22 protein-coding genes are annotated in these 24,659 nt (G+C 67.6%); 8 read left to right on the forward strand and 14 right to left on the reverse strand.

The window, feature by feature from the left end; translation table 11 throughout:
- Positions 1-12 precede the first annotated feature (12 nt).
- The gene (locus P3H15_RS03875) at positions 13-462 is read left to right on the forward strand and encodes a flavodoxin domain-containing protein (protein WP_276136030.1); all 450 of its coding nucleotides are present in this window, start codon (positions 13-15) and stop codon (positions 460-462) included.
- A 5-nt stretch (positions 463-467) separates the two neighbouring features.
- Here the strand turns inward: P3H15_RS03875 and P3H15_RS03880 are convergent, their stop codons facing one another.
- From P3H15_RS03880 to P3H15_RS03895, 4 genes are all read right to left on the reverse strand, one after another.
- A complete protein-coding gene (locus P3H15_RS03880) occupies positions 468-1,331 on the reverse strand; it encodes a PaaX family transcriptional regulator C-terminal domain-containing protein (RefSeq protein ID WP_276136031.1) in 864 nt (287 codons plus the stop codon).
- Complete coding sequence (locus P3H15_RS03885; RefSeq protein ID WP_276136032.1) at positions 1,315-2,547, reverse strand: kynureninase; 1,233 nt, start codon at positions 2,545-2,547, stop codon at positions 1,315-1,317. The genes P3H15_RS03880 and P3H15_RS03885 overlap by 17 nt, the downstream gene beginning before the upstream one ends.
- Positions 2,544-3,401, reverse strand: coding sequence for a tryptophan 2,3-dioxygenase (locus tag P3H15_RS03890; RefSeq protein WP_276136033.1), 858 nt, complete (start codon positions 3,399-3,401; stop codon positions 2,544-2,546). The genes P3H15_RS03885 and P3H15_RS03890 overlap by 4 nt, the downstream gene beginning before the upstream one ends.
- A gap of 106 nt (positions 3,402-3,507) precedes the next feature.
- Positions 3,508-4,341: an NmrA/HSCARG family protein gene (locus tag P3H15_RS03895; RefSeq protein ID WP_276136034.1), complete on the reverse strand. Its 834-nt coding sequence runs from the start codon at positions 4,339-4,341 to the stop codon at positions 3,508-3,510.
- 194 nt (positions 4,342-4,535) lie between these two features.
- On the opposite strand from P3H15_RS03895, the gene P3H15_RS03900 reads away from it, so the two are divergent.
- A complete protein-coding gene (locus tag P3H15_RS03900; protein WP_276136035.1) occupies positions 4,536-5,081 on the forward strand; it encodes a dihydrofolate reductase family protein in 546 nt (181 codons plus the stop codon).
- A gap of 37 nt (positions 5,082-5,118) precedes the next feature.
- On the opposite strand, the gene P3H15_RS03905 is transcribed toward P3H15_RS03900, so the two are convergent.
- The 3 genes from P3H15_RS03905 to P3H15_RS03915 form a co-directional block, all read right to left on the reverse strand.
- Positions 5,119-5,640, reverse strand: coding sequence for a hypothetical protein (locus P3H15_RS03905; protein ID WP_276136036.1), 522 nt, complete (start codon positions 5,638-5,640; stop codon positions 5,119-5,121).
- Between the two features lie 18 nt (positions 5,641-5,658).
- Complete coding sequence (locus P3H15_RS03910; RefSeq protein WP_276136037.1) at positions 5,659-6,747, reverse strand: DUF2207 domain-containing protein; 1,089 nt, start codon at positions 6,745-6,747, stop codon at positions 5,659-5,661.
- Positions 6,748-6,938: 191 nt separating this feature from the next.
- Positions 6,939-7,811, reverse strand: coding sequence for an LLM class F420-dependent oxidoreductase (locus P3H15_RS03915; protein ID WP_276136038.1), 873 nt, complete (start codon positions 7,809-7,811; stop codon positions 6,939-6,941).
- Between the two features lie 102 nt (positions 7,812-7,913).
- Here P3H15_RS03915 and P3H15_RS03920 point away from each other — a divergent pair, with 102 nt between their 5' ends.
- Positions 7,914-9,017, forward strand: a complete 1,104-nt coding sequence (locus P3H15_RS03920; RefSeq protein WP_276136039.1) for a S9 family peptidase — start codon at positions 7,914-7,916, stop codon at positions 9,015-9,017.
- Here the strand turns inward: P3H15_RS03920 and P3H15_RS03925 are convergent.
- From P3H15_RS03925 to P3H15_RS03950, 6 genes are all read right to left on the reverse strand, one after another.
- Entirely contained in the window at positions 8,998-10,620 is a 1,623-nt protein-coding gene (locus P3H15_RS03925; protein ID WP_276136040.1) for a GMC family oxidoreductase, read from the reverse strand. The genes P3H15_RS03920 and P3H15_RS03925 overlap by 20 nt on opposite strands.
- On the reverse strand, positions 10,617-12,185 hold the full coding sequence (locus tag P3H15_RS03930; RefSeq protein WP_276136041.1) for an APC family permease: 1,569 nt from the start codon (positions 12,183-12,185) through the stop codon (positions 10,617-10,619). Before P3H15_RS03930 ends, P3H15_RS03925 begins: the two co-directional genes overlap by 4 nt.
- 56 nt (positions 12,186-12,241) lie before the next feature.
- Entirely contained in the window at positions 12,242-13,762 is a 1,521-nt protein-coding gene (locus P3H15_RS03935; RefSeq protein ID WP_276136042.1) for an aldehyde dehydrogenase family protein, read from the reverse strand.
- Positions 13,759-15,384: a BCCT family transporter gene (locus P3H15_RS03940; protein WP_276136043.1), complete on the reverse strand. Its 1,626-nt coding sequence runs from the start codon at positions 15,382-15,384 to the stop codon at positions 13,759-13,761. Before P3H15_RS03940 ends, P3H15_RS03935 begins: the two co-directional genes overlap by 4 nt.
- Positions 15,381-16,547, reverse strand: coding sequence for an aromatic ring-hydroxylating dioxygenase subunit alpha (locus P3H15_RS03945; protein ID WP_276136044.1), 1,167 nt, complete (start codon positions 16,545-16,547; stop codon positions 15,381-15,383). Before P3H15_RS03945 ends, P3H15_RS03940 begins: the two co-directional genes overlap by 4 nt.
- Positions 16,548-16,927: 380 nt before the next feature.
- The gene (locus tag P3H15_RS03950; RefSeq protein ID WP_276136045.1) at positions 16,928-17,740 is read right to left on the reverse strand and encodes an IclR family transcriptional regulator; all 813 of its coding nucleotides are present in this window, start codon (positions 17,738-17,740) and stop codon (positions 16,928-16,930) included.
- A gap of 198 nt (positions 17,741-17,938) precedes the next feature.
- Here P3H15_RS03950 and P3H15_RS03955 point away from each other — a divergent pair, with 198 nt between their 5' ends.
- Positions 17,939-18,283 carry a bifunctional 3-phenylpropionate/cinnamic acid dioxygenase ferredoxin subunit gene (locus P3H15_RS03955; protein ID WP_276136197.1) on the forward strand — a complete coding sequence of 115 codons (345 nt, stop codon included), beginning with the start codon at positions 17,939-17,941 and terminating at the stop codon, positions 18,281-18,283.
- On the forward strand, positions 18,280-19,458 hold the full coding sequence (locus P3H15_RS03960; RefSeq protein WP_276136046.1) for an NAD(P)/FAD-dependent oxidoreductase: 1,179 nt from the start codon (positions 18,280-18,282) through the stop codon (positions 19,456-19,458). The genes P3H15_RS03955 and P3H15_RS03960 overlap by 4 nt, the downstream gene beginning before the upstream one ends.
- Positions 19,459-19,466: 8 nt before the next feature.
- On the opposite strand, the gene P3H15_RS03965 is transcribed toward P3H15_RS03960, so the two are convergent.
- Positions 19,467-20,267 carry an IclR family transcriptional regulator gene (locus P3H15_RS03965; protein ID WP_276136047.1) on the reverse strand — a complete coding sequence of 267 codons (801 nt, stop codon included), beginning with the start codon at positions 20,265-20,267 and terminating at the stop codon, positions 19,467-19,469.
- Between the two features lie 339 nt (positions 20,268-20,606).
- Here P3H15_RS03965 and P3H15_RS03970 point away from each other — a divergent pair, with 339 nt between their 5' ends.
- Genes P3H15_RS03970 through P3H15_RS03980 form a run of 3 tightly spaced genes read left to right on the forward strand, consistent with a single transcriptional unit; the run spans position 20,607 to position 24,582 of the window.
- Positions 20,607-23,069: an FAD-dependent oxidoreductase gene (locus tag P3H15_RS03970; RefSeq protein ID WP_276136048.1), complete on the forward strand. Its 2,463-nt coding sequence runs from the start codon at positions 20,607-20,609 to the stop codon at positions 23,067-23,069.
- A complete protein-coding gene (locus P3H15_RS03975; RefSeq protein WP_276136049.1) occupies positions 23,066-23,692 on the forward strand; it encodes a cyclodeaminase/cyclohydrolase family protein in 627 nt (208 codons plus the stop codon). The genes P3H15_RS03970 and P3H15_RS03975 overlap by 4 nt, the downstream gene beginning before the upstream one ends.
- Positions 23,689-24,582 (forward strand): bifunctional 5,10-methylenetetrahydrofolate dehydrogenase/5,10-methenyltetrahydrofolate cyclohydrolase, encoded by an 894-nt coding sequence (locus P3H15_RS03980; RefSeq protein WP_276136050.1) that lies wholly within the window; start codon positions 23,689-23,691, stop codon positions 24,580-24,582. Before P3H15_RS03975 ends, P3H15_RS03980 begins: the two co-directional genes overlap by 4 nt.
- Positions 24,583-24,659 lie beyond the last annotated feature (77 nt).

Here is a 24,659-nt window from a genome sequence, read left to right on the forward strand (position 1 = left end):
GGAGCAAGAACAATGGCAGTGGTGATTCTGTACGGCAGCGAGGGCGGGACCTCCGAGCTGGTGGCCGACAACATCGCCGACGTGCTCGGCGACTACGGCGACACGTCCCTGTACGACATGATGGAGTTCGACGCGGGTGATCTCGACCCCGCGAACTTCCACGTCATCGTGTGCTCCACGTACGGTGAGGGCGAGCTGCCCACCGGCGCGGAACCCTTCTTCGAGGGCCTCGAGGAGGACGAACCCGACCTCACCGGCATGCAGTTCGCGCTGTTCGGCCTCGGCGACAAGGTGTACGAGGAGACGTACAACCGCGGCGGCGAGATCATCGCCGAGAAGCTGATCGCCCTCGGCGCGGTCCAGGTCGGCGAGCACGGCAGGCACGACGGCTCCAGCTCGATCCGCCCGAAGGATCAGGCCGAGGAGTGGGCCAAGAACATCGGCGAGGAATTCCTGGGCTGACCCCCTCAGGCCGGGAGCCGCGACTGCACGCTCCGCACCCAGTCGCGGCTCCCGGCGAGGTAGCGGTCCCGCGCCGACGCGAACAGGTGAACGCTGTCGGCGCCGGGCCAGTCCGCGGGCAGCATCGCAGCAGGCAGGCCCGGGTCGATGTACGGGATGATGCGCCATTCGTCGAGCAGCGGCACGAAACGCACGAACGCGTCGCGCGGCGACACCTCCCCCGCGGCGGACAGAGCGGCGCGGTGGCGGTCCAGGAAGTCGCGGTGCCGCGCGGCGATTCCACCCAGATCCCACCACCGAGCCGCCGCGTCCCCCATCGAATCGGGGACGAACACCGACGTCGACACGAACGTGGTCACGTGCTCGGACAGGCCCAGCGCGTCGACGATGTCCCCGACCTCGCGGGCGAGGTATTCGGGGGCGATCCACAGCCCCGGCGACACGGTCCCGCAGCCGATCCAGCCCAGCCGCCTGCGCAACTGGTGCCGCGCCGCTCGCTGCGATTCGGGGATGGTGAACGAGATCAGCCGCCACGGATCGGTGTCCGCCATCTGACGGAAACCGAAGATCCTCGGATCGCCGCGGGTGAACATCGACTCGGCCTGCTCGGTCACCTCGTACCCGCTGCGGCCGTCGCGGGCGCGCGGTCGGAGCACCCCCTTCTTCTTCAGCCGAGCCACCGCGATGCGCGTGGATTCGGGCGGGATACCGACCGCCTGCATCACTTCCACGAAGTCGGCGATCGCCACCCATCCGCCGAGGTCGCGCACGTACGCGCCGAGCACGGTTCGGATCAGCGACGTGGCGCTGCCGGGTCGCGAATCGAAGTCGTCGAGGATCGCGCTCGCCGGTTCAGTCGGCGAGTTCATCACGGATCGCGAGTATCCCTGTGCACACCTCGCCGAAGCTCGTGCTCAGCGGGCTCAGGCCGAGACGCAACCCCTGCGGGGCACGGAAATCGGGGATGACGCCCTTCGTCCACAGTCGCTGAACGACTGCCTCGAACCGCGGGTGGTCGATGATGACGTGACCACCCCGCTCGGCGGAATCCTCCGGCGAGCCGATCTCCACGCCCAGCGGAACCAGCACCTCGCGCACGAGGTCGAGTGCGTACTCGGTCAGGGCGATCGACTTGGCCCGGACGGCGTCCATCCCGACCTCACCCAGGAGGTCCAGAGTGTCCTGCAGTGCGATCATGCCGAGTACCGACGGCGTTCCGCTGATCACGCGCCGGATGCCGGGCGCCGGCTCGTAACCCTGCGCCATCGCGAACGGGTCGTGGCGCCCCATCCAGCCCCAGATCGGCTGCACGAAGTCCTGCTGGTGGTCGGCCCGGACGTACGCGAACGCCGGTGAGCCGGGTCCGCCGTTCAAATACTTGTACGTGCACCCGACCGCCAGGTCGACCCCCCACGCGTCGAGTTCGAGGGGAACCGACCCGACGGAGTGACACAGGTCGAGCAGCAGGAGCCCGCCCGCCTCGTGCACCACCCGGGCGGCCCTCGCCGCGTCCACCAGGTAACCCGAGCGGTACGCGACGTGGCTGAGAACGACGAGCGCGGTGTGTTCGGACACCACGGCCTTCAGGTCGTCGACGGTGACGCCGCCCCGGGTGTCCGACTCGATCCACCGGAGCGTGAGCCCGAGTTCCCCGGCAATGGACTCGAGCACGTACCGGTCCGTCGGAAAGTTGTCGCGGTCCACGACGATCTCGGTGCGACCCGGCCGCAACGCGAGCGCACCGCGCGCGAGTTTGTACAGCAGGACCGTCGTCGAGTCGCCGATGGTGGTCTGCCCGGCGGCCGCGCCCAGCGACACCCGCGCGAGGGTGTCGCCGATCGTGATCGGCAGTTCGTACCACTCCTCGTCCCACCCGCGGATCAGCCGGCCGCCCCACGACTGCGTGACGAACGCGGTGATGCGCTCGGCGCTCGCCTTGGTGGGCCTGCCGAGCGAGTTCCCGTCGAGGTAGGCAGGCACCGCGGGGTCGTCGGCGCCGATGAACAGGGTGCGGTACGCGCGCAGCGGGTCCGCGTCGTCGAGTTCCGCGGCCCGGGCCGCCAGCACCTCCGTCGACGCGGTCATCGTCGTCCGATCTCGGTGCGCACGGCCAGCAGCTCCGGGAAGAACGTCAGTTCGAGGGCCTTCTGCAGGAACCCGACACCGCTGGATCCTCCCGTTCCGGACTTCATCCCGATGGTCCGCAGCACCGTGCGCATGTGGCGGAACCGCCACAGCTGAAAGTTCTCCTCGAGGTCGACGAACTCCTCGAACGCCTCGTAGACGGCCCAGTGCTCCTCGGAGTTCTCGTACACGAACTTGATCAGCGGCATCAAGTCGTCGTTCAGGCTGTAGGCGGCGGTCACGTCGCGGTGCAGCGCGGATGCCGGCACGTCGTACCCCAGCCGCGACAGGCACTGCCAGAACGCGTCGTACAGACTCGGCTCACGGAGCAGCCGGTCGAGCAGCTCGTGGGCGGCGGGATCGGCCTCGAACACCGTCAGCATCCCGGCGTTCTTGTTGCCGAGCACGAACTCGACGGCGCGGTACTGATAGGACTGGAACCCGGACGAATTGCCGAGGAACTGCCGGAACTCGGAGTACTCGGTGGGCGTCAGCGTGGCCAGCACCGACCACTGCTCGGTCAGCGTCTTCTGGATGTGCTTGACGCGCGCCACGCATTTGAGCGCCCTGCCGATGTCGTCCGCATCGAATGCGTCCCGGGCCGCGAGGGTTTCGTGCAGGACGAGCTTCAGCCAGAGTTCGGTGGTCTGGTGCTGGATGATGAACAGCAGTTCGTCGTGATGCTCGGGCCTGCTCACCGGTTTCTGCGCGCTCAGCAGGGTGTCGAGGTCCAGGTACGAGCCGTAGCTCATCCGCTCGCTGAAATCGGTGACGATCTCTTTCTCGATGGCTCTGGTGTTGGCCTGCACGCCCATGGCCGTCCTCACTGCTGGTGTTCGAGTACCGGGCTCCGACCTCCATATTACATAATCGTGGCGACCGCCACAGTCGTCGAATACGTGCCGATGCTCGCCGCGGACCTCAGGCCAACTCGGCCGCCCAATCGGCGAAGCTCTGCCAGCCCACCTCGGGATAGAGCCGGCGCAGTTCGCCGATGTTCGCGTCGTACCCCGTGTCGGTGAGGAAGCGGAACATCGCGCGCATGTCCGGCGATGCGATGGCGTCCGCGTCGGACGAATGCGCATGTACCTGTGTGCCCAGCACCTCACCGAGCACCTCGGCCATTCGACGTGGCGTCGGATCATCCGAAGCCAGGTCGACTCTCGTCCCGGCAAATCGGTCCGGATCGTCGAACACGAGGGCGACGAACCGACCGAGGTCTCGGCGCGACAACTGCTGCAGCGGGGTATCGACGGGCAGAGGCAGGTCGAGCCGGCCGTGGCGGATGCCGTCGAGGCCCCCGAGCAGGTTGTCGTAGAAGTAGGTCGGGCCGACGATCGTGTACGAGACCGAAGATTCTCGCAGCAACGCCTCGGTCACGGCCTTCGTGTCGAAATGTGGCACCCCGGTGCTCTTGTCCGCGTCGGCCACCGAAGAGAACACCATGTGGGGAACACCGGAATCACCGAATGCGCCGACGAGCGCAGCGCCCTGAGCGATCTCCGCCTCCGGGCCGTCCTCGAAAGGCGTTGTCATGGCGAACACGCCCGCACACCCGTCGACTGCAGACGCGATCGCCGCCCGATCGGTGATGTCGGCCACGGCGATGTCGACGCCTCGCAGGCGCAACGCCTCCGAACGAGAGGAGCTTCGACGGACGAGCGCTCGGACCTCACGCCCTCGCTCGAGCAGCGCATCGACGACAGCGCCTCCTTGACCACCCGTCGCTCCGACGACTGCGTACGGCTCACTCATGGGCACAACCTTTCTCCTTCTCGACCGCGCCAGCGTACTCGCAGGCTCCACCACCGACAGCCCGCGAAATCCGCAGTCACCCTTTGCGGTGGCAGCCAGTTGGCACACCCGGCTCGAACCGGGCCACGACATCGAAACTGCCGACCGCGACCGGCCGGCGATGATTTTGCGGTCGTGGCGGTGTCAGTATTCGTATGAGAACACTCGCGATCACCCAGAACATCACCCTCGACGGCTCGATCGAGATGCTCGGCGACTGGTTCGACCCGGCGGACCAGGATCCAGAGTTGCTGGAGGCGACCAACCGGCAGTCCGAGCGCGCGGACGCCATGTTGCTGGGTCGGCAGACGTTCGAGGACTTCCGCAGTTACTGGCCCCGACAGACCGACGACCAGACCGGGATCACCGATGAGCTGAACCAGATTCAGAAGTACGTCGTCTCCTCGACCATGTCCGACCCCGAATGGGGGAACTCGACCGTGCTCACGGGCGACTGGATCGCCCAGGTGCTGGCCCTGAAGGGGCAGGAGGGCCGCGACATCGTCGTCACGGGCAGCATCACGCTGACCCATGCCCTGATCGAGTCCGGCCTGGTCGACGAGTACCGGCTGTTCGTATACCCCGTCGTCCAGGGTCGGGGACGAAGGCTGTTCCCCGATGGGTACGAGACGCCGAGGCTCCAGCTGGTCGAGGCCCGTGGCTTCCGGAACGGCGTCTCCCTGCTGCACTACACCGTCTGAGGGCTCCGCCGAGGCCAACGAGTCGTCACCGCCGCACCTACCGCTCCGCGTCAGCAGGAGCTGTGAGCGTGGTGGTGGTGGTCGTCGGTGTGGGTCTCTTCGTCCGCGTCGGTAGCTCTGGTGGTGGCGGCAGCAAAAAGGTGGTGGTCGGCTCCGACGAGCGTGTCACGGGGAGTACCTCGAACGTCGTCTGCACCACCATCGACGGGATCGGCACGCACCGCAGCCCGGCCACCTGGAAACCGCGACTGCCGCGGTTCGGCACCGTCGCGCGGAAGTCCGCGACGCTGCCGACCTGACGGGTCTCGCCCAGGACCCGATCGCCGAACTCCACCGACCACGGTCCACCGCAGGTCGGAAGATTCGTCGCGTGATATTGGATGCGGTCGCCCGGCTGCCCGCTCGGCGGAGTGACGAAGAGGACCGGTCCAGCGGGATCGAGCATGCGCGTCGCTTCCCTGTCGGGCTCGCTCGACGCACCGCCGCCGGTGTGGACGGCGAGCAGGACAGCAACGGACCCGACGAATGCCGTCGCCGCCAACCAGGGTGTCTGTCGCACCGGTCTCACCTCGCACCCTCAATTATGCGGCTTCGCCGCCCACTGCAGGCCGGCCTCGTCGTCGTACAGCGTGGGCGACGGGTACCAGTCGGGGTGCGGGGCGGCCCGTCCGGTTACGCGGCGGTACTGCGCCGACCACCGGTCGGCGACACCGAAGGCGAAGGCGTAGGGGACGGCGGCGAGGAAGCACTCACGGACCGCGGCTGACCCGATCGTCGTCGACCGGCCCGACAGCACGCGTTCGAACCCGGCGGCGGCCGCCGATACGTGCTGCCCCGTCGGCGTGTGCCGAAGGCCCGTTCCCGCCGCGAACACGCCGAGGGAGCCGGCGACGAACGCGACGAAGGGAACACCGAGGATCGTGGGACCGAGTACGCCGAGGAACCCGAGCGCGGCGACACCTGTGCACAAGCATGTCATTGCCCGCCCGATCCACGTCCTGATCGAGGGTACGAGCAGGTCATCCTGCGCCGCCCACGATCGGCATGCGTCGGACATCGCGCGCATGCCCTCTCTTACCGCGTAGCCGGATGTCGGCGAGCCGTCGGCGACGAATACCCCACCCGGCGAACGGATTCCGAGGCAGTCGGCCAACACCCGGGAAATGGGATCGATCTGCCTCCACTGTTGTGGGGTGCCGATCCCCTCGATCTGCCACAGACCGTCGTCGACCAACGTGAGCCGGACTACCGACTGCTCGGCCAGGTGGAGCAGTGTCGCCGTCGGCGCGCTGTCGCCGATCCACTTCCGCACGACGTATTCGGTCTGCGCAGGCCCGAGACCGGGAACGGGTCCGTACCGCACCGGCGCCTCGGGGAGTTTCTCGCGGGCACTTCGCGTCCACAGAACACCCAGACCCCATGCGACGACCGACAGACCGACGGCGACCCCGGCGAGCACGAACGAGTCGCCGACGATCGCGGCGAGTCCAGGCGCATTCGACGTCGGCCCCCACACCAGGGGCAACAGCAGTCCTGTGCAGGCCGAGGCACCGAGGAGTACGGCAACGGCAACGCGCATCCTCGCCGCATCCGCAGCGCGACCCTGCGCCGCGCTGCGGCCCGCCCCGCCGGAATCGGGCTGGTTCTCATCGCCGTTGTCGTACATTCGCTGACCTCGCTGCCGGGGATATTCGCTGATATCGCAATCCTCGGCACACTCACATCCGGCAACCAGCTGACACAGGGACTACCAACCGCACCTCGAGGTGCACGAATCCTCACCCCATCGGGGACGACGCTCCCGCGCACGGTGTGTTGCGTCGACACCTCTGTCCGGTCGGTGACGGCGAACGCGATTCACCAGTCCGCGATCACCGGGACGACGCGGTCGCCCAGGATCTCGAGGGGCGTGATCGACGCGACCTGCGGCACCCATCCGTGGACGTGGGTTATGCCGAGCTTCGACAGGTCCTCGAGCTGACCGAGCAAGGTGTCCACATTCTGTCCGTCCGCACCCGGGTCGAGCGGGAACATCACGGTCTTCTCGATGGCGTCGTAGTCGGTACCGAGCGCACTGCAATGATCCCTCAGCACGTCCAGTTTGTGGGCGACCTCGGGTCCACCGAACACATTGCAGGCCTGTGCATACTGCGCGACCATCCGAAGCGTCTTCTTCTCACCCCCGCCGCCGATGAGGATGGGCGGGTGTGGGCGCCGTAGGGGCTGCGGAACGTTCATGGTGCGGCCGAGCTGGTAGTGCTTTCCCTCGAACGGTCCGTCGTTCTCGCTCCACATCTGCAGGCAGATCTGCAGTGTCTCCTCGAGCCGTTCGAAGCGTTCGGCCGTCGGCGGGAAGTGGAGACCGAGGCCGACACTCTCGTCCTCGTTCCAGGCGGCGCCGATCCCGAGGTACGCGCGACCCTTCGACAGGACGTCGAGCGTGCTCACGGCCTTGGCAAGGAGGCCCGGCTCGCGATAGACCGTGGCCGTGACCCAGGCCAGCAAGTCCACCTTCTCGGTGACGGCAGCGAGAAATCCGAGGGTGGTGTACGCCTCGAGCATCTCGGTGTCGATCGGTCCTACCGGTTCGATCTGCCAGAGATGGTCCATGACGCTGAGCTTGGAGAAGCCCGCGTCCTCGGCGGTGACGGCAATGCGGCGCAGGTCGTCGGAGAGGTTCGACGGTCCGGCGGGAAAGGTGAAGTCGGCGATGTGCAGTCCAAGTTCCATAGCTCTCCACGCTAAACCTGTTGCCGCCCGCTACCCAGGGATCGTCAGTACCACCCACACGTGCCCTCGCCAGATGTCCTCACGGGTACGTACGGTGACCCGGTGACCGAATCCGCTCGCCGACTCGACGTCGTCTTCGCACCCGGGACCGTCGCGCACAGGGGAACCGCCGCGGAACTCCTCGGCCGGGTGCTCGATGCGCGGGGCCTCACCGGCGAGGTGACGTTCGCCGCGGACACTGCGGATCTGCGGCGCGCCGTGCAGACGGCGGCGGGCCGGGGCGAGTTCGTCGTCGTGCCCGGCGCGGGCGCCTCGTTCACCGCACCGGCCTGTGGGGCGATCCGCGTCGATTTCGGGGACTGCGAGCCGGACCCCTCCGAGGGCATCCGGGCCCACATCCGCGGGCGCGGACTCGACGGACTCCGATTCGCGGTCGACACCTGGTACCACCACCGCTTCCACCCGGGGACGATCGTCCATTACGGCGACGACCCCGATCAGCGCGCCGAACTGCGGGTCCCGGACGGCGACGGACCGTTCCCCGTCGCCGTGCTGATCCACGGCGGATATTGGCGTCCCCGTTGGGAGTTCGACCTGATGGACGGTCTGGCGGTGGACCTGACGGCCCGCGGGTACGTGACGTGGAACGTCGAGTACCGGCGCCCCGCCGACGACCGATGGGCAGCGATGACGTCCGATGTCGCCGCCGCCCTGCAGGCCGCCGGGTCCGTCCCGGACGTTGATCCGGGGCGCGTCGTGATCCTCGGCCACTCGGCCGGCGGACAACTCGCCCTGCGCGCCGCCGCCGATGCCGTCGCCGACGAGGCGGCGGTGCATCCGGCGCTGGCGGTCAGCCTCGCCGGGGTGCTGAATCTGCGACTCGCCGACGAACGCCGACTCGGCGAGGGCGCGGTGGCGAACGCCGTCGGCGGCCACTGGGCCGAAGACCGGGCGGCGTACGAGCGGTCGTCACCGCTCCATCGGCTGCCGCTCGGCGTCCCGCAACTCGTCGCGTGCGCCCTGGGCGACGAACCGGATCTGCTGGAGATGAGCAGGGAATACCACGCGACCGCAGCGGGGACTCCCGACGACGTCACCCTGATCGAGGGCCCCGGCGATCACTTCGCCGTCATCGATCCCGCGAGCGAGATCTGGCGAAGGATCGCCGGGGCCCTCGATGCCCGGATCAGACCTCGGACAGCGTAGACGCCGCCGACCGCAGCCCGGCCCCCGCGCGACCGCGCAGCAGGTCCGCACAGCGCTCGGCCATCGTCATGACGGTGATGTTCGGGTTGACGTGCGGCAGTTTCGGCATCGCCGACGCGTCGACAACCCGGAGTCCCCGCACCCCCTTGACCCGCAATTCCGGATCGAGCACCGCCATCGGATCGTCGACGCCGCCCATGCAGGCCGTGCCCGCCGGGTGATACACCGTGTTGTGGGTCTTGTGGATGTAGTCGAGGATCTCGTCGTCGGTCACCGCATCCGGTCCCGGCGCCAGTTCACGGGCGATCCACCCGCGCAGCGCCTTCTGCTCGGCGATCGTGCGGGCCAGCCTCACACCGGAGAGCATCACCCGGTCGTCGTGACCGTCGCTGTCGGTGAAGTACCGGGGATCGACCTTCGCGCGGTCGCGGAAGTCTCGCGAGCGCAGCCGCACCGTGCCGCGGGAACGGCCCTGCGTGACGTTCGGTGTCAGGCAGAATCCGTTGTCCGTGGTCGGGTAGCCCCACCGGAGGGTGTTCATGTCGAACGGCACGCTGCCGTAGTGCATCATCAGGTCCGGATGGTTCAGCCCGTCCTCGGTGGTGGCGAACAGGCCGATCTCCCACCACTGAGTCGACTCGGTGACCATCGGCCGGGACGCCTCCCAGAACACGAGACCCTCCACGTGGTCGTCGAGGTTCTGCCCGACCCCGGGCGAATCGACGCGGACCGGAATGCCGAACTCCGCGAGATGCGCCGCCGGACCGATACCCGAGAGCATCAGCAACTTCGGGGTGTCGATGGCGCCCGCGGTGACGATCACCTCGCGGCGGGCCGACACCGTGTCGTACCCGGTGAGGTCGGGACGCTGGTAGCGCACGCCCGTCGCCGCCTGCTGATCGTCGAACAGGATCTCGCTGACCCAGCAGCCGGTCCGGACCTCGAGGTTGGCGCGGGTGCCGAGGATCGGGTGCAGGTAGGCGTGCGACGACGACATGCGGGTGCCGTCCTCGGACGCGTTGATCTGGAACCACCCCGCGCCGTTCAGCACCGTCTTGCCGCGGTTGAACGCGACGGTCGGCAGGCCGACCGCGGCGGCAGCGTCGAGAACCGCGTGGCCGCACGGATCGTTCGGGGGGACGTCACGCAGCCGCACCGGACCGCTGCGGCCGTGGCCGTCACCGGGGGCGTCGTTGTTCTCCAGCCGGCCGACGTACGGCAGGATGTCGCGTGCACCCCACCCCGACGCACCCATCGCCTCCCAGTCGTCGAGCACCTCGGCCGGTGGCCAGAACGCGATACACGAATTGTGCGACGAGCAGCCGCCGAGCACCTTGGCCCTGGCGTGCCGCATGAAGCTGTTGCCCCGCTCCTGCGGCTCGACCGGGTAGTCCCAGTCGTACCCGGAGTCCAGCAGGTGCATCCACTGCGACAACTCGAGGATGTTGCGGTCACCGACGTCCGACGGTCCCGCCTCCAGCAGGCACACCGTCACCGACGGGTCCTCGCTCAGGCGGGCCGCGAGGACGCACCCCGCACTGCCGCCACCCGCGATCACGTAGTCGAATTCCCCTGCAGTGCTCTTCGATTCGCCGTCGGTCATCGGGCGAGCTCCTTGTCGTTCGGTTCCGATTCTGGCGCGGGAGTGACCACCGCCGCGCAGTGTGACGTCAACGTTCCGATGTGGTGCCGGCCGGTGGTGAGGTACCAGAGCAGTCCGAGCCCGAGGATGACGCCGATGTAGACGAAGGCGCCCCACGTGTTGTACCAAGGCTCCCCGTAGACGGCTTCACGCGGCCAGGCGAGGTTGACTGCCATGCCGATTCCCCACACCACGGCGACGATGTTGACGGGCAGACCCCATCTGCCCATCGTGAAGTAGCCGCCCTCCTTCAGGTCCCGCGGCGGCCACTGGCCGCGCAGCCTCCGCTTCAGCATCGGGCCGGTCACCATCAGGTAGGCGAGGTAGATCATGATGATCGCGATCGAGGTCAACACGGTGAAGATGTGCGGTTGGCCGATGTTGACCACCAGGATCAGCGCGGCCACCACTCCGATCGTCACCGCGGGCACGACGGGTGTCCGCGTCTTCGGGTGAACGCGGGCGAGCCGCTCCCCGAACGGGAGTGCGTTGTCGCGGGCCATGGCGAAGGTCAGCCGGATGGCTGCGGTGTGCACCGCCAGCGAGCACACCGTCACGGCGATCACGATGCAGATCAGGAAGATGGTTCCCAGCGGGCCCCACATCACCTGCTCCACGATGTACTGCAGGCTGCCGTCGGACGCGCCGATCTTCGGATCGTCCAGGTCGGGCGCCGCCATCACGGCGAAGACGAGGATCGCGCCGCCGATCACGAACGAGGCGAGGATCGCCCGGAGGATCGCCTTGGGGGCGGTGCGGCGCGGTTCCACCGTCTCCTCGCCCAGCGAGCTCGCGGTGTCGAAGCCGTACATCACGTATCCCGACGCGAGAGTGGCCACCAGGAACGCCCCGAGGTATCCACCACTTTCGCCGGCGCCGTACCCGTGGGTGGAGAAGAACACCTGCGGGCCGCGGGTCGCGTTGGCGGCGAGGATGATCGCGATCAGCACCGCCGCGATGAGTTCGATGAACACCCCGGCGCTGTTGATCATCGCCATGAGGCGGACACCGAGCGCGTTGACGACGGTGGTGAAGCCGATCATCACGGTCCCGAGAATGACGGCGTTGGTGGCGAAGTCGTGTTCCCCGGTGCCGTCACCCACGATCTGGAAGCCGCTCCACAGCCGCGGCAGATTGAGCTGCAGCGCCAGCACAACGGCCGACAGGGTGACGATCGACGCGGTGAGCATCAGCCAGCCCGCCGACCACCCCACCACTCTGCTGCCGAGCGTTTTCGCCCAGTTGTACACGGAACCGGCGATCGGATACTTGGCGGCCAGCTCCATGAAGCACAGTGCCACCGAGAGCTGGCCGAGGAACACCAGCGGCCACGACCACAGGTATGCGGGGCCTGCAGTGCCGAAACCGAAGTAGAACAATTGGAAAGTGCCGGTCAGGATGGAAATGTAACTGACGCCCGCGGCAAAACTCGCGAACTTGCCGATACTGCGATCCAGGGACTCCTTGTACCCGAAATTTTCGAGTCCACTGTCCTGATCGCCGGTCGTGTTGTCGGGTCTGGTCATTCGATCACTTCCTGAGAAGTCGATGGGGTCTGCTCGCGCGCCCTGCCGAGTGCACGTCAGGTCGCGGTGAACCACCCCGCGAGAGGTGAGGTCGTGTTATTCCAGATGTGTTTGACTTCCTGGTATTCGGAGAGCCCGGCAGGTCCGAGTTCGCGTCCGTTGCCGGACTTCTTGAATCCGCCCCACTCCGCCGCCGCCGTGTAATAGCCGAAGTCGTTGAGCCACACCGTTCCGTGGCGCAGACGGCGCACCACCCGCTCGCCGCGGGCGGCGTCCGACGTCCGGACCCCGGCGGCGAGGCCGTACTCGGTGTCGTTGCCGAGCCGGACCGCGTCCTCCTCGGTGGTGAATCGCTCGACGGTGAGGATGGGCCCGAACGTTTCCTCCTGCACGATCCGCATCGTGCGGTCGCAGTGGTCGAAGATGGTGGGCAGGTAGTAGCTGCCGCCGTCCAGCGCGGGATCGACGGGCCGGGAGCCGCCCGTCCGGAGCGTCGCTCCCTCGGCGATGCCCAGTGCCACATACGCTTCGATCTTGTCGCGTTGCGCCGCCGACACGAGGGGGCCGGTCTCGCTGCCCGGGTCGAGTCCCGGGCCGACGCGGATGGCCTCGGCACGCGCGACGAGGGCGGCGACGAAGGTGTCGGCGATCGACTCCTCGACGATCAGCCGCGTCCCGGCCGAGCACACCTGACCCGAATGCAGGAAGACACCGGTGAGCACCTGGTCTACCGACGACTCCCAGTCGGCGTCCGCGAAGACGAGGTGCGGATTCTTGCCGCCGAGTTCCACGGCGACCTTCGTAACGTGCTTCGCGGCCGTTTCCAGGATGGTGGTGCCGGTGGCGAGTCCACCCGTGAACGAGATGAAGTCCACGTCGCCGGTGTCGGTGAGGGCGGGACCGAGGTCGGCGCCGCTGCCCTGCACGAGGTTGACCACTCCGGCGGGCACACCGGCCTCCTCGATCAGCCGGGTGAACGCGATCGTGCTCAGCGGCGTGACTTCGCTGGGCTTGAGCACCATCGTGCAGCCGGCCGCCAACGCCGGCGCCACCTTCCAGGAGATCTGCAGCAGCGGGTAGTTCCACGGCGCGATGAGGACGCAGACCCCGATCGGTTCGCGGACGACGCGGGAGACGACGGCGGGGTCACCCACGTCGACGACCCGGTCGCTCGAGGCGAGGGCCAGCCGAGCGTAGTACCGGAACACGGAAACGACGTCGTCGATGTCGATTCGACTCTCCACCAACGTCTTACCGGTGTCGACCGTCTCGATGCGCGCCAGTTCCTCCTTGTCGCGCTCGAGGAGGTCGGCGATACGCGACAGCAGCGACGATCGCGTGGCGACCGGCGTCTCCGGCCAGTCCCCGGCGTCGAAGGCCGCCCGGGCCGCCCTTACTGCTCGCCCGGCGTCCTGGGGCGACGCCTCGTCGACGGTGGCGATCACGTTCCCGGTCGCCGGGTCGATGCAGTCGCGGGTGCGCCCCGATGTCGCAGCCACCCACTCCCCCGCGATGAAATTCACCGTGCCGAACAATTTCTGGACGTCGAGATCAGCGGATAGCGCCGACATCTTCATAGTGTGCCCGAAACCCTTTCGTGTGCAGATTCTTTCGTTGGGCCGACGATGAGCGGATCACGGGAGACGTCCCTATACAGCGAGACGCACAGTCCGATCATCACCAGCAGGAACGGTGCGGCCGCGATGATCGTCATCGTCTGCAGCCCCTGAAGGGCGTCCGAGCCGCCGGTCCAGAGGATGAGCGCCGCGGTGCCGCCGGTGAGCGTGCCCCAGAACACGACGATCCGTTTGCTCGGGTGCCGGGTCCCCCGCTCCGACAGGGTGCCCATCACGAGCGATGCCGCGTCGGCGCCGGAGACGAAGAACAGGGCCACCAGCACCATGACCAGCACGGTGGAGACACCGGCGAGCGGCAGGTGGTCGAGCATTCCGAACAACTGCCCCTCGGTCGACGACTGGGACGCCACATCGGTGCCGTCACGTTGCACCCCGATGGCGGAACCTCCGAACACCGCGAACCACACGAGGCTGACCGAGGTGGGAATGACGATCACACCGACGACGAACTGCCGGATGGTGCGGCCACGGCTGATCCGGGCCAGGAACATGCCGACGAACGGCGTCCACGACACCCACCACGCCCAGTAGAAGATCGTCCACGACGACAGCCACGACGCGGTGTCGTCGCCGGCACTCGCGGCGGTGCGACCCGACATCGTCGCGAGTTGCGCGCTGTAGTCGGCGATGGTGGTGGGCAGCAGATTGAGGATCAGCACCGTGGGGCCGAGGACGAACACGAAGACCGCCAGCACGATGGCCAGCACCATGTTGATGTTGGACAACCAGTGGATTCCGCGCGCCACGCCGGACACCGCCGAGGCGACGAACGCGAACGTCAGCAATCCGACGAGGGCCACCAGGGCGAACGTGCCGACCTCGCCCATCCAGCCGATGATCTCGAGCCCGGACCCGATCTGGAGGGCACCGAGGCCGAGCGACGCGGCGGTGCCGAACATCGTCGCGATGATCGCGAGCACGTCGATCACCTTGCCCGCCGCCCCCTCGGCGCGACGGCCGAGGAGCGGGATGAACGCAGAGCTGATGAGTTGCTTGCGGCCCCGCCGGTAGGAGCCGTAGGCGATCGACAATCCGACCACCGCGTAGATCGCCCACGGGTGCAGCCCCCAGTGGTACATCGTCGTGGCCATCGCCGACCCGGCGGTCCCGTCGGTCCCGGGTGGCGGGCTCACCATGTGCGCGAGGGGTTCGGCGACGCCGTAGAACATCAGCCCGATCCCCATGCCGGCGCTGAACATCATCGCGATCCAGCTGACCGTCCGGAACTCCGGCTTCTCGCCGTCCTTGCCGAGCGGAATCCGGCCGTACCGCGAAAACGCCAGGAACAGCGAGAAGAGGACGAACCCGGTGGCCGCGGTGATGAACAACCACCCCATGTCGGCGACGAGCCACCCGAGGGCCGCGTTCGACACGAGCGCGAGGTTCTCCGGCGCCAGCAGGCCCCACAGGATGATGCCCACCCCGACTCCCGCCGCGGCGCCGAACACCACCTTGTCGACACCGCCCCGCGCCTGGGTGTGAGCGGGTGTCGGACGCTCCGGTTCCGGCGCCTGCACTTCGGGAGGGTCGATCACCCTCGGTTGCTCGCCGGCGTACGTCATTGCGCGTCCCCACCCAGCCGGGTCAGTAACCAGTCGTGGAATTCGCCGATGTGATGCTCCGCGGGTACCAGCACACCCCCGTCGCGGTAGGCCTTCGACGACATCGTCGGCTGCGTCCGCTCGCACGCGTCGAAGTCCTGCTGATTGACGCGGTGGAACAGTTCGACCGAGCGGGAGACGTCGCGTCCCGACGCCGTGACGTCCGGCGCGTACAGCCAGTCGCATTCCACGATGGTGCGGTCCGCGGACATGGGGTACATGCGGTGGAAGATGACGTGGTCGGGCACGAGGTTCACGAACACCTGCGGCCGGACGGTGATGGCGTAGTACTTGCGGTCCTGGTCGTCGCTGATGCCGGACAACGCCTCGAATCCGCCGCTGCCGTCGATGGTGAAGCCCTCGACTTCGTCGCCGAAGGCGGCACCGTGCCCCACGAAGTACTGTGCGGCAAGGCCGTCCGCGAACTCCGGAAGCACCTCGGTGAGTTCCGGGTGAATGGTGGCGCAGTGGTAGCACTCCATGAAGTTCTCGATGATCAGCTTCCAGTTGGCCGCGACGTCGTAGGTGATCCGGCGGCCGAGTTCCAGGGTTCCGATCCCGTACCGATCGATGGCGGTCGGATCACCGAGCCGTTCGGTGACGGAACCGATGACCTCGTCCTCGAACGACGGCGGCTCGTCCGCGAGGCACACCCAGGCGTAACCGAGCCACTCGCGCAGCGCGACCGGCACCAGTCCGTACCGCACCCGGTCGATGTCGGCTCCGGTCTCGTCGCGCAGCGCGGCCATGTTCGGCGCGGCGACCAGTTTGCCGTCGAGTCCGTACGTCCACGCGTGGTACGGGCACTGCAGGTTCCGCCGGACCTGGCCTTCGTCCTCCGTGCAGAGCATGGCGCCGCGGTGCCGGCAGATGTTGAGGAACGCCCGCAGGGCGCCGTCCCGGCCGCGCACGATGAGGACGCTCTCCCGGCCGACGGTGACCTTCTTGAAGGCGCCGGCGTCGGCGAGATCAGCGGCGCGGGCGGCGCAGAACCACATCGCCTCGAAGACGTTCTCCTGCTCGCTCACGAAAATGTCGGGATCGGTGTAGTAGCGACCCCCCAGAGTGGGGATCAGTGCCGGGGCGGGCGCGGGGGCGGGTGCTTGGACGTCCGGAGCGGACATAGATGTCACCGTTCTTTCGTTACGGGAAAGATGCGTTCGGTCGGGGCTGTGACCTGGTGTCTGTGTGCGAATGGGGCGCAGATCGCAAGGGGCGTCGTTGCCGAGTGTGACGACATGGGTGCCCGATCCGCGACGATCGTTCGAACAGCGGACAGCTGTTCCCGCCGAGTCATCGCGGCGTCAGCATTGTTGCGTCATCAGCAACGCTATGCGATTTAGACAACTTAGACCGTCGTCGGCGGACGTGTCAAACATCACATTCGACAGTTCTTTCGCGGACGCGACACGGCCGAAACACCGCGTTAACCACGCGGCGCCGAAACCCGGGCAAACCGGACTATCGGTCCGTCCTGCGTTGAGGGAGAGCCACTTCCGGGCCGTCAGCCACCCGCGTCGACGGATTGCTGCGCTTCGATCCGCGCCACCGCGTCGGCGATTTCGAGCGCCACCGCCTCGAACTGATCGGGCGCCAGCCGGTACTCCGGGCCGGACACGCAGATCGACGCGACGATCCGGTTGGTGACCTTGCTTCGCACCGGCACGGCGATGGAATTGAGCCCCGCTTCGAGCTCCTCGGCCGTGGACGCCCACCCCCGCGACCGCACGCGCTCGAGTTCGACGTCGAACGCACGGAAGTCGGTGATCGTGTTGGGCGTGAGCGCGCTCAATTGCGGGCCCAGCCTGCTGCGGAGCTGGCCCGACGTCATCTCTGAGACCAGGACCTTGCCGGTCGCGGTCGCGTGTGCCGGGGTGACCTGACCCACCCACGTGCGGAGCGCGACGTGGCGATCACTGCGGGCCTCGAGCACGTTGAGCGTCGCCGCACCGTCCAGCACCGCCAGGTTGACCGTCTCCCCGAAGGCGTCGGCCAGGCGGTCGCACTCGGGCTGGGCGACCTCGACGAGGCCGCTCTGCGCGACCGTGGCCTCGGCCAATCGCACTACCGCGAATCCGAGCTGGTATTTGCCGCGGACGCCCGCTTCCTCGACGAATCCGCGTTGCTGCAGCGATGCGATCAGGCGTGAGACGGTCGATTTGTGCACGCCGAGGCGGACGGCGATCTCCGTGGCACCGACCCGGCCCTCCGCCGCGACGATCTCGAGCACGTCGATGGCACGTTCCACGGCGTGCACGGTCTTCGCCTTCCCTTCCGCGCCCTGGGCCGCCGATGCCGTCGCCTCGGATTCACTCATTCCCCGAGGTTATGCCCACCGACTTCCGGAACGCAGTTTTTACACGCGAATGCTTGACACCGCGGGGCAACACCGGAGAGCATTGTGTTGCACAGATTGCAAGTCGTCGCGCATAGCGCAACAACTGCTCCACAACTTGCCCCTCCTTCCCGACGCATCCGGAGGTATCGAGTGATTCTCGATAACGATTCCCCAGTTGTGATCCACCCCGGCACCACACCGTTCGCCGTCTGCGAACTCATCACCCTGCCCGTGGGCGAAGTAGTCACGGTGACGCCGCCGGGAATGGCTCCCATCTCCGTCTTCCACACCTCCGACGGTCTGTACGCCATCGACGACACCTGCACCCATCAGGACGCCTCCCTCGCCGACGGCTGGGTCGAGGACTGCACGGTCGAGTGCCCGCTCCACGAGGCATGCTTCGACCTCCGCACCGGAGTGCCGTCAGGCCCGCCGGCCAAGATCGCAGTCCGCACCCACGACGTGTCGATCGTCGACGGCACCGTGCTGCTCCATCTCGAACAGAAGGGCGACACCCGATGAATACTGTCCCGAATTCCATTGTGGTACTGGGTGCTTCACTCGCCGGACTGTCGGCGGTCCGCGCGCTGCGCGAGAAGGGATACACCGGCCGCCTCGTCGTGGCAGGCAGTGAAGAGTCCCTGCCCTACGACCGGCCACCCCTGTCCAAGGAATTCCTCACCGGCGAGGTGACGGACGAGGACCTGCTGTTGATGAACAGCGACGACGACACCCTCGACGTCGAATGGCGGATGAACAGCACGGCCACCGGCCTCGATTGCTCCCCCGACGGGCTCCACCGCGTCACCTTCGACGACGGGTCCCACCTCGACGCCGATGCCGTGGTCGTCGCGACCGGCGCGCGTGCCAGGACCCTGCCCGGGCACCTCGGTCTCGCCGGCGTCCACACGCTCAGATCCGTCGACGACGCACGCGCACTGCGCGATTCGCTGTCACGCGCGCAGAATCTGGTGATCGTGGGAGCCGGTTTCATCGGAGCGGAAGTGGCCTCCAGTGCGGCCGGAATGAGCCTGCACGTCACGGTCGTCGAGGCCTCGCCGACACCCCTTGCCGGTCCACTCGGCATCGAGCTCGGGGCGATCTGCGCGGGACAGCACGCCGCACACGGAGTCCGGCTTCTCACCGGGTCGGTCGTCGACGCACTGCTGGGCGACGACGCGGTCGAAGCCGTCCGGCTCAGGGACGGAACAGTCCTGCCCGCGGACGTCGTGGTGGTCGGAATCGGGGCCGTCCCCAACGTCGAGTGGGCCTGCGACTCGGAACTGATGATCGACGACGGCTTCCTCACCGACTCGTCGTGCCGCACGAATCTCCCCGGGGTGTACGCGATCGGCGACTGCGCACGGACTTTCGACGACACCCACCAGGTCCATCACCGGAGCGAGCACTGGAGCAACGCCGTCGCCCAGGCAGCCACCGTGGCCGACACCATCATGGCCACACCGTCCGGGCCCGCGGCGATCCCGTACTTCTGGTCCCACCAGTACGGCAAGATGCTGCAGTTCGCCGGAACGAGGCACAGCACCGACGAGGTCCGCTTCGTCGACGGCGACCCCGGAACCGGCACGTTCGTGGCCACCTACGACCGCGACGGCGACACCGTCGGCGTCTTCGCGATGAACAATCCCCGGCTGTTCACCCGGTACAAGAAGCAACTCGCCAGGTCGCGGGCCTGATGCCGGCGCTACGTGACCGCGTAGCCCAGGCGGTTGCTGATCTGCTGGGACGTGTCGAGCGCGGCGCGTGCGACGTCCTCGAACCGTTCCGGCAGCAGTCGGTAGGCTGGGCCGGACACACTCAGAGCCGCAATCATTTTCGACGTGTAGTCGCGGATCGGCACGGACACCGCATTCAGCCCGAGTTCGAGTTCCTCCTCGGACTCCGCCCAGCCCCGCTCGCGAATGGCTGTCAACGATTCCACGAGCGCAGACACATCGGTGAGAGTTTTGGCCGTGAGAGCAATCGGAGTTTCTCCCACGCGCTCCGCGAGTTCACTGTCGGACAATTCCGTCAGCAACAATTTTCCACTCGCCGTCGCATGTGCCGGGCTGCTCTGACCGACCGAGGTACTGGTGCCGACGCCGGACGGACCGTCCGCTTTGACGATGCTCACCGATCGATTACCGTCGAGTATCGACACATTGACGCTCTCACCGACAGTTTCCGCCAGTTCGGCACACAATTCCTGACTCTGCCGCACCAGATCGCCGTCCGGCGACGCGGTGCGGGCCAGACGGACGATCGAATTCCCGAGCTGAAACTTCCCCCGGTTCTTCAATTGCGCGACGTAGCCCCGCGAATCCAGGACAGCGACGAGACGCGACGCGGTCGACTTGTGGACGCCCAGCTCCTCGGCGATTTCCGTGACGCCGGCGGTGCCGAGCCTGGCCAGGATTTCGAGTACCGCCAGAGCGCGGTCCACTGACTGCACAGCGCCGGCCGGCCGGCTCCGATCTCCATTCGAGTTATCGTCCAATTCAGTCATCGCGACTTCAGGATAGGCGACATCACCGTGCGACGGTTACCTCCATCCACACCCGATTCCACGTCATCACAGTCCGGGACTGTGCGCATTTCCACGGTGGATCGCGGAATTGCTGCTATTTCCCCAACCAATCATTGTGGAATTTCCCGCGATTCGGGGTTGACCCCCTTACTCTCTCGGACCTAATGTGTTGATATATCAGTTGTCGATATTGGTTCGGATCACTCCGATCCGTTCCGTAATTCACAGTTCTCTCCGGCGCCGTTCGAGCCCACACCGAACACCGAATCTCCCGCTACTTCGCCACACACAGGCACCCACCCAACCAGGAGGACCATCATGGGGTCACCGCGCGTAGTGATCATCGGAGCCGGCATCGTCGGCGCGAATCTGGCCGACGAGCTCACCGCTCGCGGCTGGGATCGGATCACGGTTCTCGACCAGGGACCGTTGCCGCTCACCGGAGGCTCCACGTCACACGCACCGGGCCTGGTATTCCAGACGAACGCGTCCAAGACGATGACGGAGTTCGCCCGGTACACGGTCGAGAAGTTCGTCGGACTCGACGTGGACGGCGAATGGTGCTTCAACCAACTCGGCGGGCTCGAGGTGGCCACCACCCCCGAGCGTCTCGCCGATCTGCACCGCAAGCAGGGCTGGGCCACGTCCTGGGGCATCGAGGGCGCCGTCCTCGACCCGGCCGAGTGCGCGAAGCTGCACCCGCTACTGGACGAGAAGCGGGTGCTCGGCGGGCTGTACGTCGAAACGGACGGCCTCGCGAAGGCGTCCCGTGTCGTCGTCGCGCTGGCCCGGCGCGCCGAGGCTCGCGGCGCCGTGTTCCAGGGTTCGACGAAGGTGATCGGCATCGAACAGAGCGGCGGCAAGGTGACCGGCGTCGCCACCGCGGACGGTGTGATCCCCGCCGACATCGTGGTGTCCTGCGCGGGCTTCTGGGGTCCCGACATCGGCGCGATGGTGGGCATGGACGTCCCCCTGCTGCCCCTGGCGCACCAGTACGCGAAGACCGAGCAGATCCCCGAACTCGTCGGACGGAACACCGAACTCGCCGAGGCGGGTTTCCCGATCCTGCGCCATCAGGATCAGGATCTGTACTTCCGCGAGCACGTCGACCGTCTCGGCATCGGCACGTACGCCCACCGCCCGATGCCGGTGAACCTGCGCGACCTGGACGAGAGCGACGACGTCTCCGCATCCGACATGCCGTCGATGCTGCCGTTCACGGAAGAGGATTTCGCGCCGTCGTGGGAGCAGTCCAAGCTGCTGTTGCCGTGCCTCGAATCCGCGAAACTGGAAGCCGGTTTCAACGGGGTCTTCTCGTTCACCCCGGACGGCGGACCGCTCATCGGCGAGTCGCCGGACGTCGCCGGGTTCTGGATCGCCGAGGCAGTGTGGGTGACGCACTCCGCCGGTGTCGGCCGGGCGGTCGCGCAACTGCTCGTCGACGGCCGCTCCGAGGTCGAACTGCACGGTTGCGACGTGCACCGGTTCGAGGAGATCCAGCTCGCACCCGACTATGTCAGCGAGACGTCGCAGCAGAATTTCGTCGAGATCTACGACGTGCTGCACCCGCTGCAGCCCAAGGAGTCTCCCCGCGACCTGCGGGTGAGTCCCTTCCACGCTCGTCAGAAGGAACTCGGCGCCGTGTTCCTGGAGAGCTCCGGCTGGGAGCGCCCGCACTGGTTCGAGGCCAACGCCCATCTGGTGCAGGATCTTCCGGCCGAGTGGCAGCCGCCGGCCCGTGAGCCGTGGGCGGCGATGTTCCACTCCCCCATCGCCGCGGCCGAGGCCTGGCGCACCCGCACGTCGGTGGCGATGTACGACATGACACCGCTGAAGCGGCTCGAGATCAGCGGCGCCGGCGCGCTGGCCCTGCTCGATCGGCTGACGACCGGCAAGATGGACAAGTCCGTCGGTTCCGTGACCTACACGCTCGCGCTCGACGAGGCGGGCGGCGTCCGCAGCGACCTCACCGTCACGCGCCTGTCCGACACCGTCTTCCAGGTCGGCGCCAACGGCAACCTCGATCTCGACTACTTCCGCCGCCAGTCCCCGGACGACGGCAGTGTGCAGATCCGGGACATCACCGGCGGCACGTGCGGGATCGGGTTGTGGGGTCCGCGCGCCCGGGATCTGGTGCAGGCACTGAGTTCCGACGACTTCACGAACGAGAACTTCAAGTACTTCCGCGCGAAGCAGGTCCGCATCGGCGGTGTTCCCGTCACGGCGATGCGACTGTCGTACGTCGGCGAACTCGGCTGGGAGCTGTACACGTCCGCCGACAACGGTCTGCGGCTGTGGGATCTGCTGTGGGCGGAGGGGCAGAAGCACGACGTCATCGCCGCCGGCCGGGCCGCGTTCAACAGCCTGCGGATGGAGAAGGGCTACCGCTCGTGGGGCGCCGACATGACCACCGAGCACAACCCGTACGAGGCCGGTCTCGGTTTCGCGGTCCGACTGCCGAAGGGCGACTTCCGCGGGCGTGACGCGCTCGACGGCATCTCCGACGAGACGGTGGAACGGCGCCTGGCGTGCCTGACGATCGACGACCGCACGTCGGTGGTCCTGGGCCACGAGCCGGTGTTCGTCGACGGACAGCCCGCCGGGTACGTCACGAGCGCCGCGTTCGGTCACACGGTCGGGGCGCCGATCGCCTACGCCTGGCTTCCGGCGAATGCGACCGTCGACACGGCGGTGGAAATCGAGTACTTCGGACGCCGCATCCCGGCCACCGTCGTCGCCGAGCCGCTCGTCGACCCCGAGATGAAGAAGATCCGGTCATGACCTTCCGAAACGACACGATCACCGGCTTCCTGGACTCGCTCGCCGATCGAACTCCCGCGCCCGGCGGCGGTGCGACCGGCGCGCTCCACCTCGGCCAGGCGGCCGCGCTGGTGTCGATGGTCGCACGCTACACCACCGGCAAGAGGTACGCCGACCACGGGATGCTCGTCGAACGCATCTGCGCGTCCGCAGATGCGTTCCGCGAGAAGGCACTGCAATTCGCCGAGGACGACATGGCGGCGTTCACCGCCGTCATCGACGCCTACCGTCTCCCCCGGGAAACCGAGGAAGAATTGGGCGCCCGCACGTCGGCGATCGCGACCGCACTCGCCGGCGCGGCCGCGGTGCCCGCCGAGGTGGTGGTCGCGGCAGGCGACGTCGTCGCACTCGCCGACGTCCTGCTGCCGGTGGCGAACCCCACCGTCGTCAGCGACGTCGCGGCCGCCGCCGAGGCCGCCCGCGCCGCCGTCACCACCGCCCGGGTCAACATCGAGGTGAACCTGCCCGGTATCACCGATGCGGGCACCCGCCGGTCTCTCACCGAATGCCTGGCCGGCGTCGACGCGATCGTCGAGCGCGCCGAGGCCGTCACGACACGAGTACGAAAGCAGCTGAGTTCATGACCAGAAGCCTCGGTGGCGCCGAACTCGCCACCTCCATCCGCAACGACGCGTCCATCGCCGCCGCCGCTCTCACCGACCTCGGAATCCGGCCCAGGCTGGCGGTCGTGCTGGCCACCGACGACGAATCGACCGCCTGGTACGTGCGCTCCATCGCGGCGGCCGCGAAGCGCACCGGAATCCTGTGCGACATCGTCGATCTCGGCGCGTCGGCGACGACGGGGCAGATCCACGGCACGCTCGTCGAACTCGGCCACGACCCGGACGTCCACGGAATCATCCTGCAGACGCCCTTGCCGGACGGCACCGACCTCGACGCACTCCGGGAGGCGATCAACCCCGCCAAGGACGTCGACGGCGCGAACCCGGTCAGCCTGGGTCGTCTCGTCGCGCGCCTGCCCGCGTTCGCACCCGCCACTGCACAGGCCGTGATCGCGCTGCTCGATCACCACGGAATCTCCCCGCACGGCAGGACCGCCGCGGTGGTCGGTCGATCGACGGTGGTCGGAAGTCCCGTTGCGCACCTCCTGGTGCAGCGCAACGCGACGGTGACCGTCTGCCACCGGCACACCACCGATCTGATCGCCGGCACCCGTGACGCCGACATCCTCGTCGTCGCCGTCGGCATTCCCGGACTGATCACCGCCGACCACGTCGCCGACGGCGCCGTCGTCATCGACGTGGGGACCACAGCGACCGCCGACGGCCGGCTGCTCGGTGACGTCGATGCCGCGGCCGTGGACGGTCGGGCGGGCGCGCTGACCCCGGTTCCCGGAGGGGTGGGACCGGTGACCACCGCGTTACTGATCGCCCACACGGTCGATGCCGCCACCACCCAGCACGCCCAGAGCCGATCGGACTCGGTGCTCGCCGGATTCCGAAGCGGCGTCTGACTTCCGCCTCCAGCCCTTGACCGCCCGTCCCGCCTGAAATAGCATTGACCATCCTGATATATCAGTTTGCTCGGACT

The sequence above is a fragment of the Rhodococcus sp. T2V genome (assembly GCF_029269925.1).
GTDB lineage: Bacteria > Actinomycetota > Actinomycetes > Mycobacteriales > Mycobacteriaceae > Rhodococcus_F > Rhodococcus_F koreensis.

Coding starts and splice junctions, on each gene's coding strand:
- P3H15_RS03875 (WP_276136030.1), top strand. CDS start 13: ATGGCAGTGGTGATTCTGTACGGCAGCGAGGGCGGGACCTCCGAGCTG.
- P3H15_RS03880 (WP_276136031.1), bottom strand. CDS start 1,331: ATGAACTCGCCGACTGAACCGGCGAGCGCGATCCTCGACGACTTCGAT.
- P3H15_RS03885 (WP_276136032.1), bottom strand. CDS start 2,547: ATGACCGCGTCGACGGAGGTGCTGGCGGCCCGGGCCGCGGAACTCGAC.
- P3H15_RS03890 (WP_276136033.1), bottom strand. CDS start 3,401: ATGGGCGTGCAGGCCAACACCAGAGCCATCGAGAAAGAGATCGTCACC.
- P3H15_RS03895 (WP_276136034.1), bottom strand. CDS start 4,341: ATGAGTGAGCCGTACGCAGTCGTCGGAGCGACGGGTGGTCAAGGAGGC.
- P3H15_RS03900 (WP_276136035.1), top strand. CDS start 4,536: ATGAGAACACTCGCGATCACCCAGAACATCACCCTCGACGGCTCGATC.
- P3H15_RS03910 (WP_276136037.1), bottom strand. CDS start 6,747: ATGTACGACAACGGCGATGAGAACCAGCCCGATTCCGGCGGGGCGGGC.
- P3H15_RS03915 (WP_276136038.1), bottom strand. CDS start 7,811: ATGGAACTTGGACTGCACATCGCCGACTTCACCTTTCCCGCCGGACCG.
- P3H15_RS03925 (WP_276136040.1), bottom strand. CDS start 10,620: ATGACCGACGGCGAATCGAAGAGCACTGCAGGGGAATTCGACTACGTG.
- P3H15_RS03930 (WP_276136041.1), bottom strand. CDS start 12,185: ATGACCAGACCCGACAACACGACCGGCGATCAGGACAGTGGACTCGAA.
- P3H15_RS03935 (WP_276136042.1), bottom strand. CDS start 13,762: ATGAAGATGTCGGCGCTATCCGCTGATCTCGACGTCCAGAAATTGTTC.
- P3H15_RS03940 (WP_276136043.1), bottom strand. CDS start 15,384: ATGACGTACGCCGGCGAGCAACCGAGGGTGATCGACCCTCCCGAAGTG.
- P3H15_RS03945 (WP_276136044.1), bottom strand. CDS start 16,547: ATGTCCGCTCCGGACGTCCAAGCACCCGCCCCCGCGCCCGCCCCGGCA.
- P3H15_RS03950 (WP_276136045.1), bottom strand. CDS start 17,740: ATGAGTGAATCCGAGGCGACGGCATCGGCGGCCCAGGGCGCGGAAGGG.
- P3H15_RS03960 (WP_276136046.1), top strand. CDS start 18,280: ATGAATACTGTCCCGAATTCCATTGTGGTACTGGGTGCTTCACTCGCC.
- P3H15_RS03965 (WP_276136047.1), bottom strand. CDS start 20,267: ATGACTGAATTGGACGATAACTCGAATGGAGATCGGAGCCGGCCGGCC.
- P3H15_RS03970 (WP_276136048.1), top strand. CDS start 20,607: ATGGGGTCACCGCGCGTAGTGATCATCGGAGCCGGCATCGTCGGCGCG.
- P3H15_RS03975 (WP_276136049.1), top strand. CDS start 23,066: ATGACCTTCCGAAACGACACGATCACCGGCTTCCTGGACTCGCTCGCC.
- P3H15_RS03980 (WP_276136050.1), top strand. CDS start 23,689: ATGACCAGAAGCCTCGGTGGCGCCGAACTCGCCACCTCCATCCGCAAC.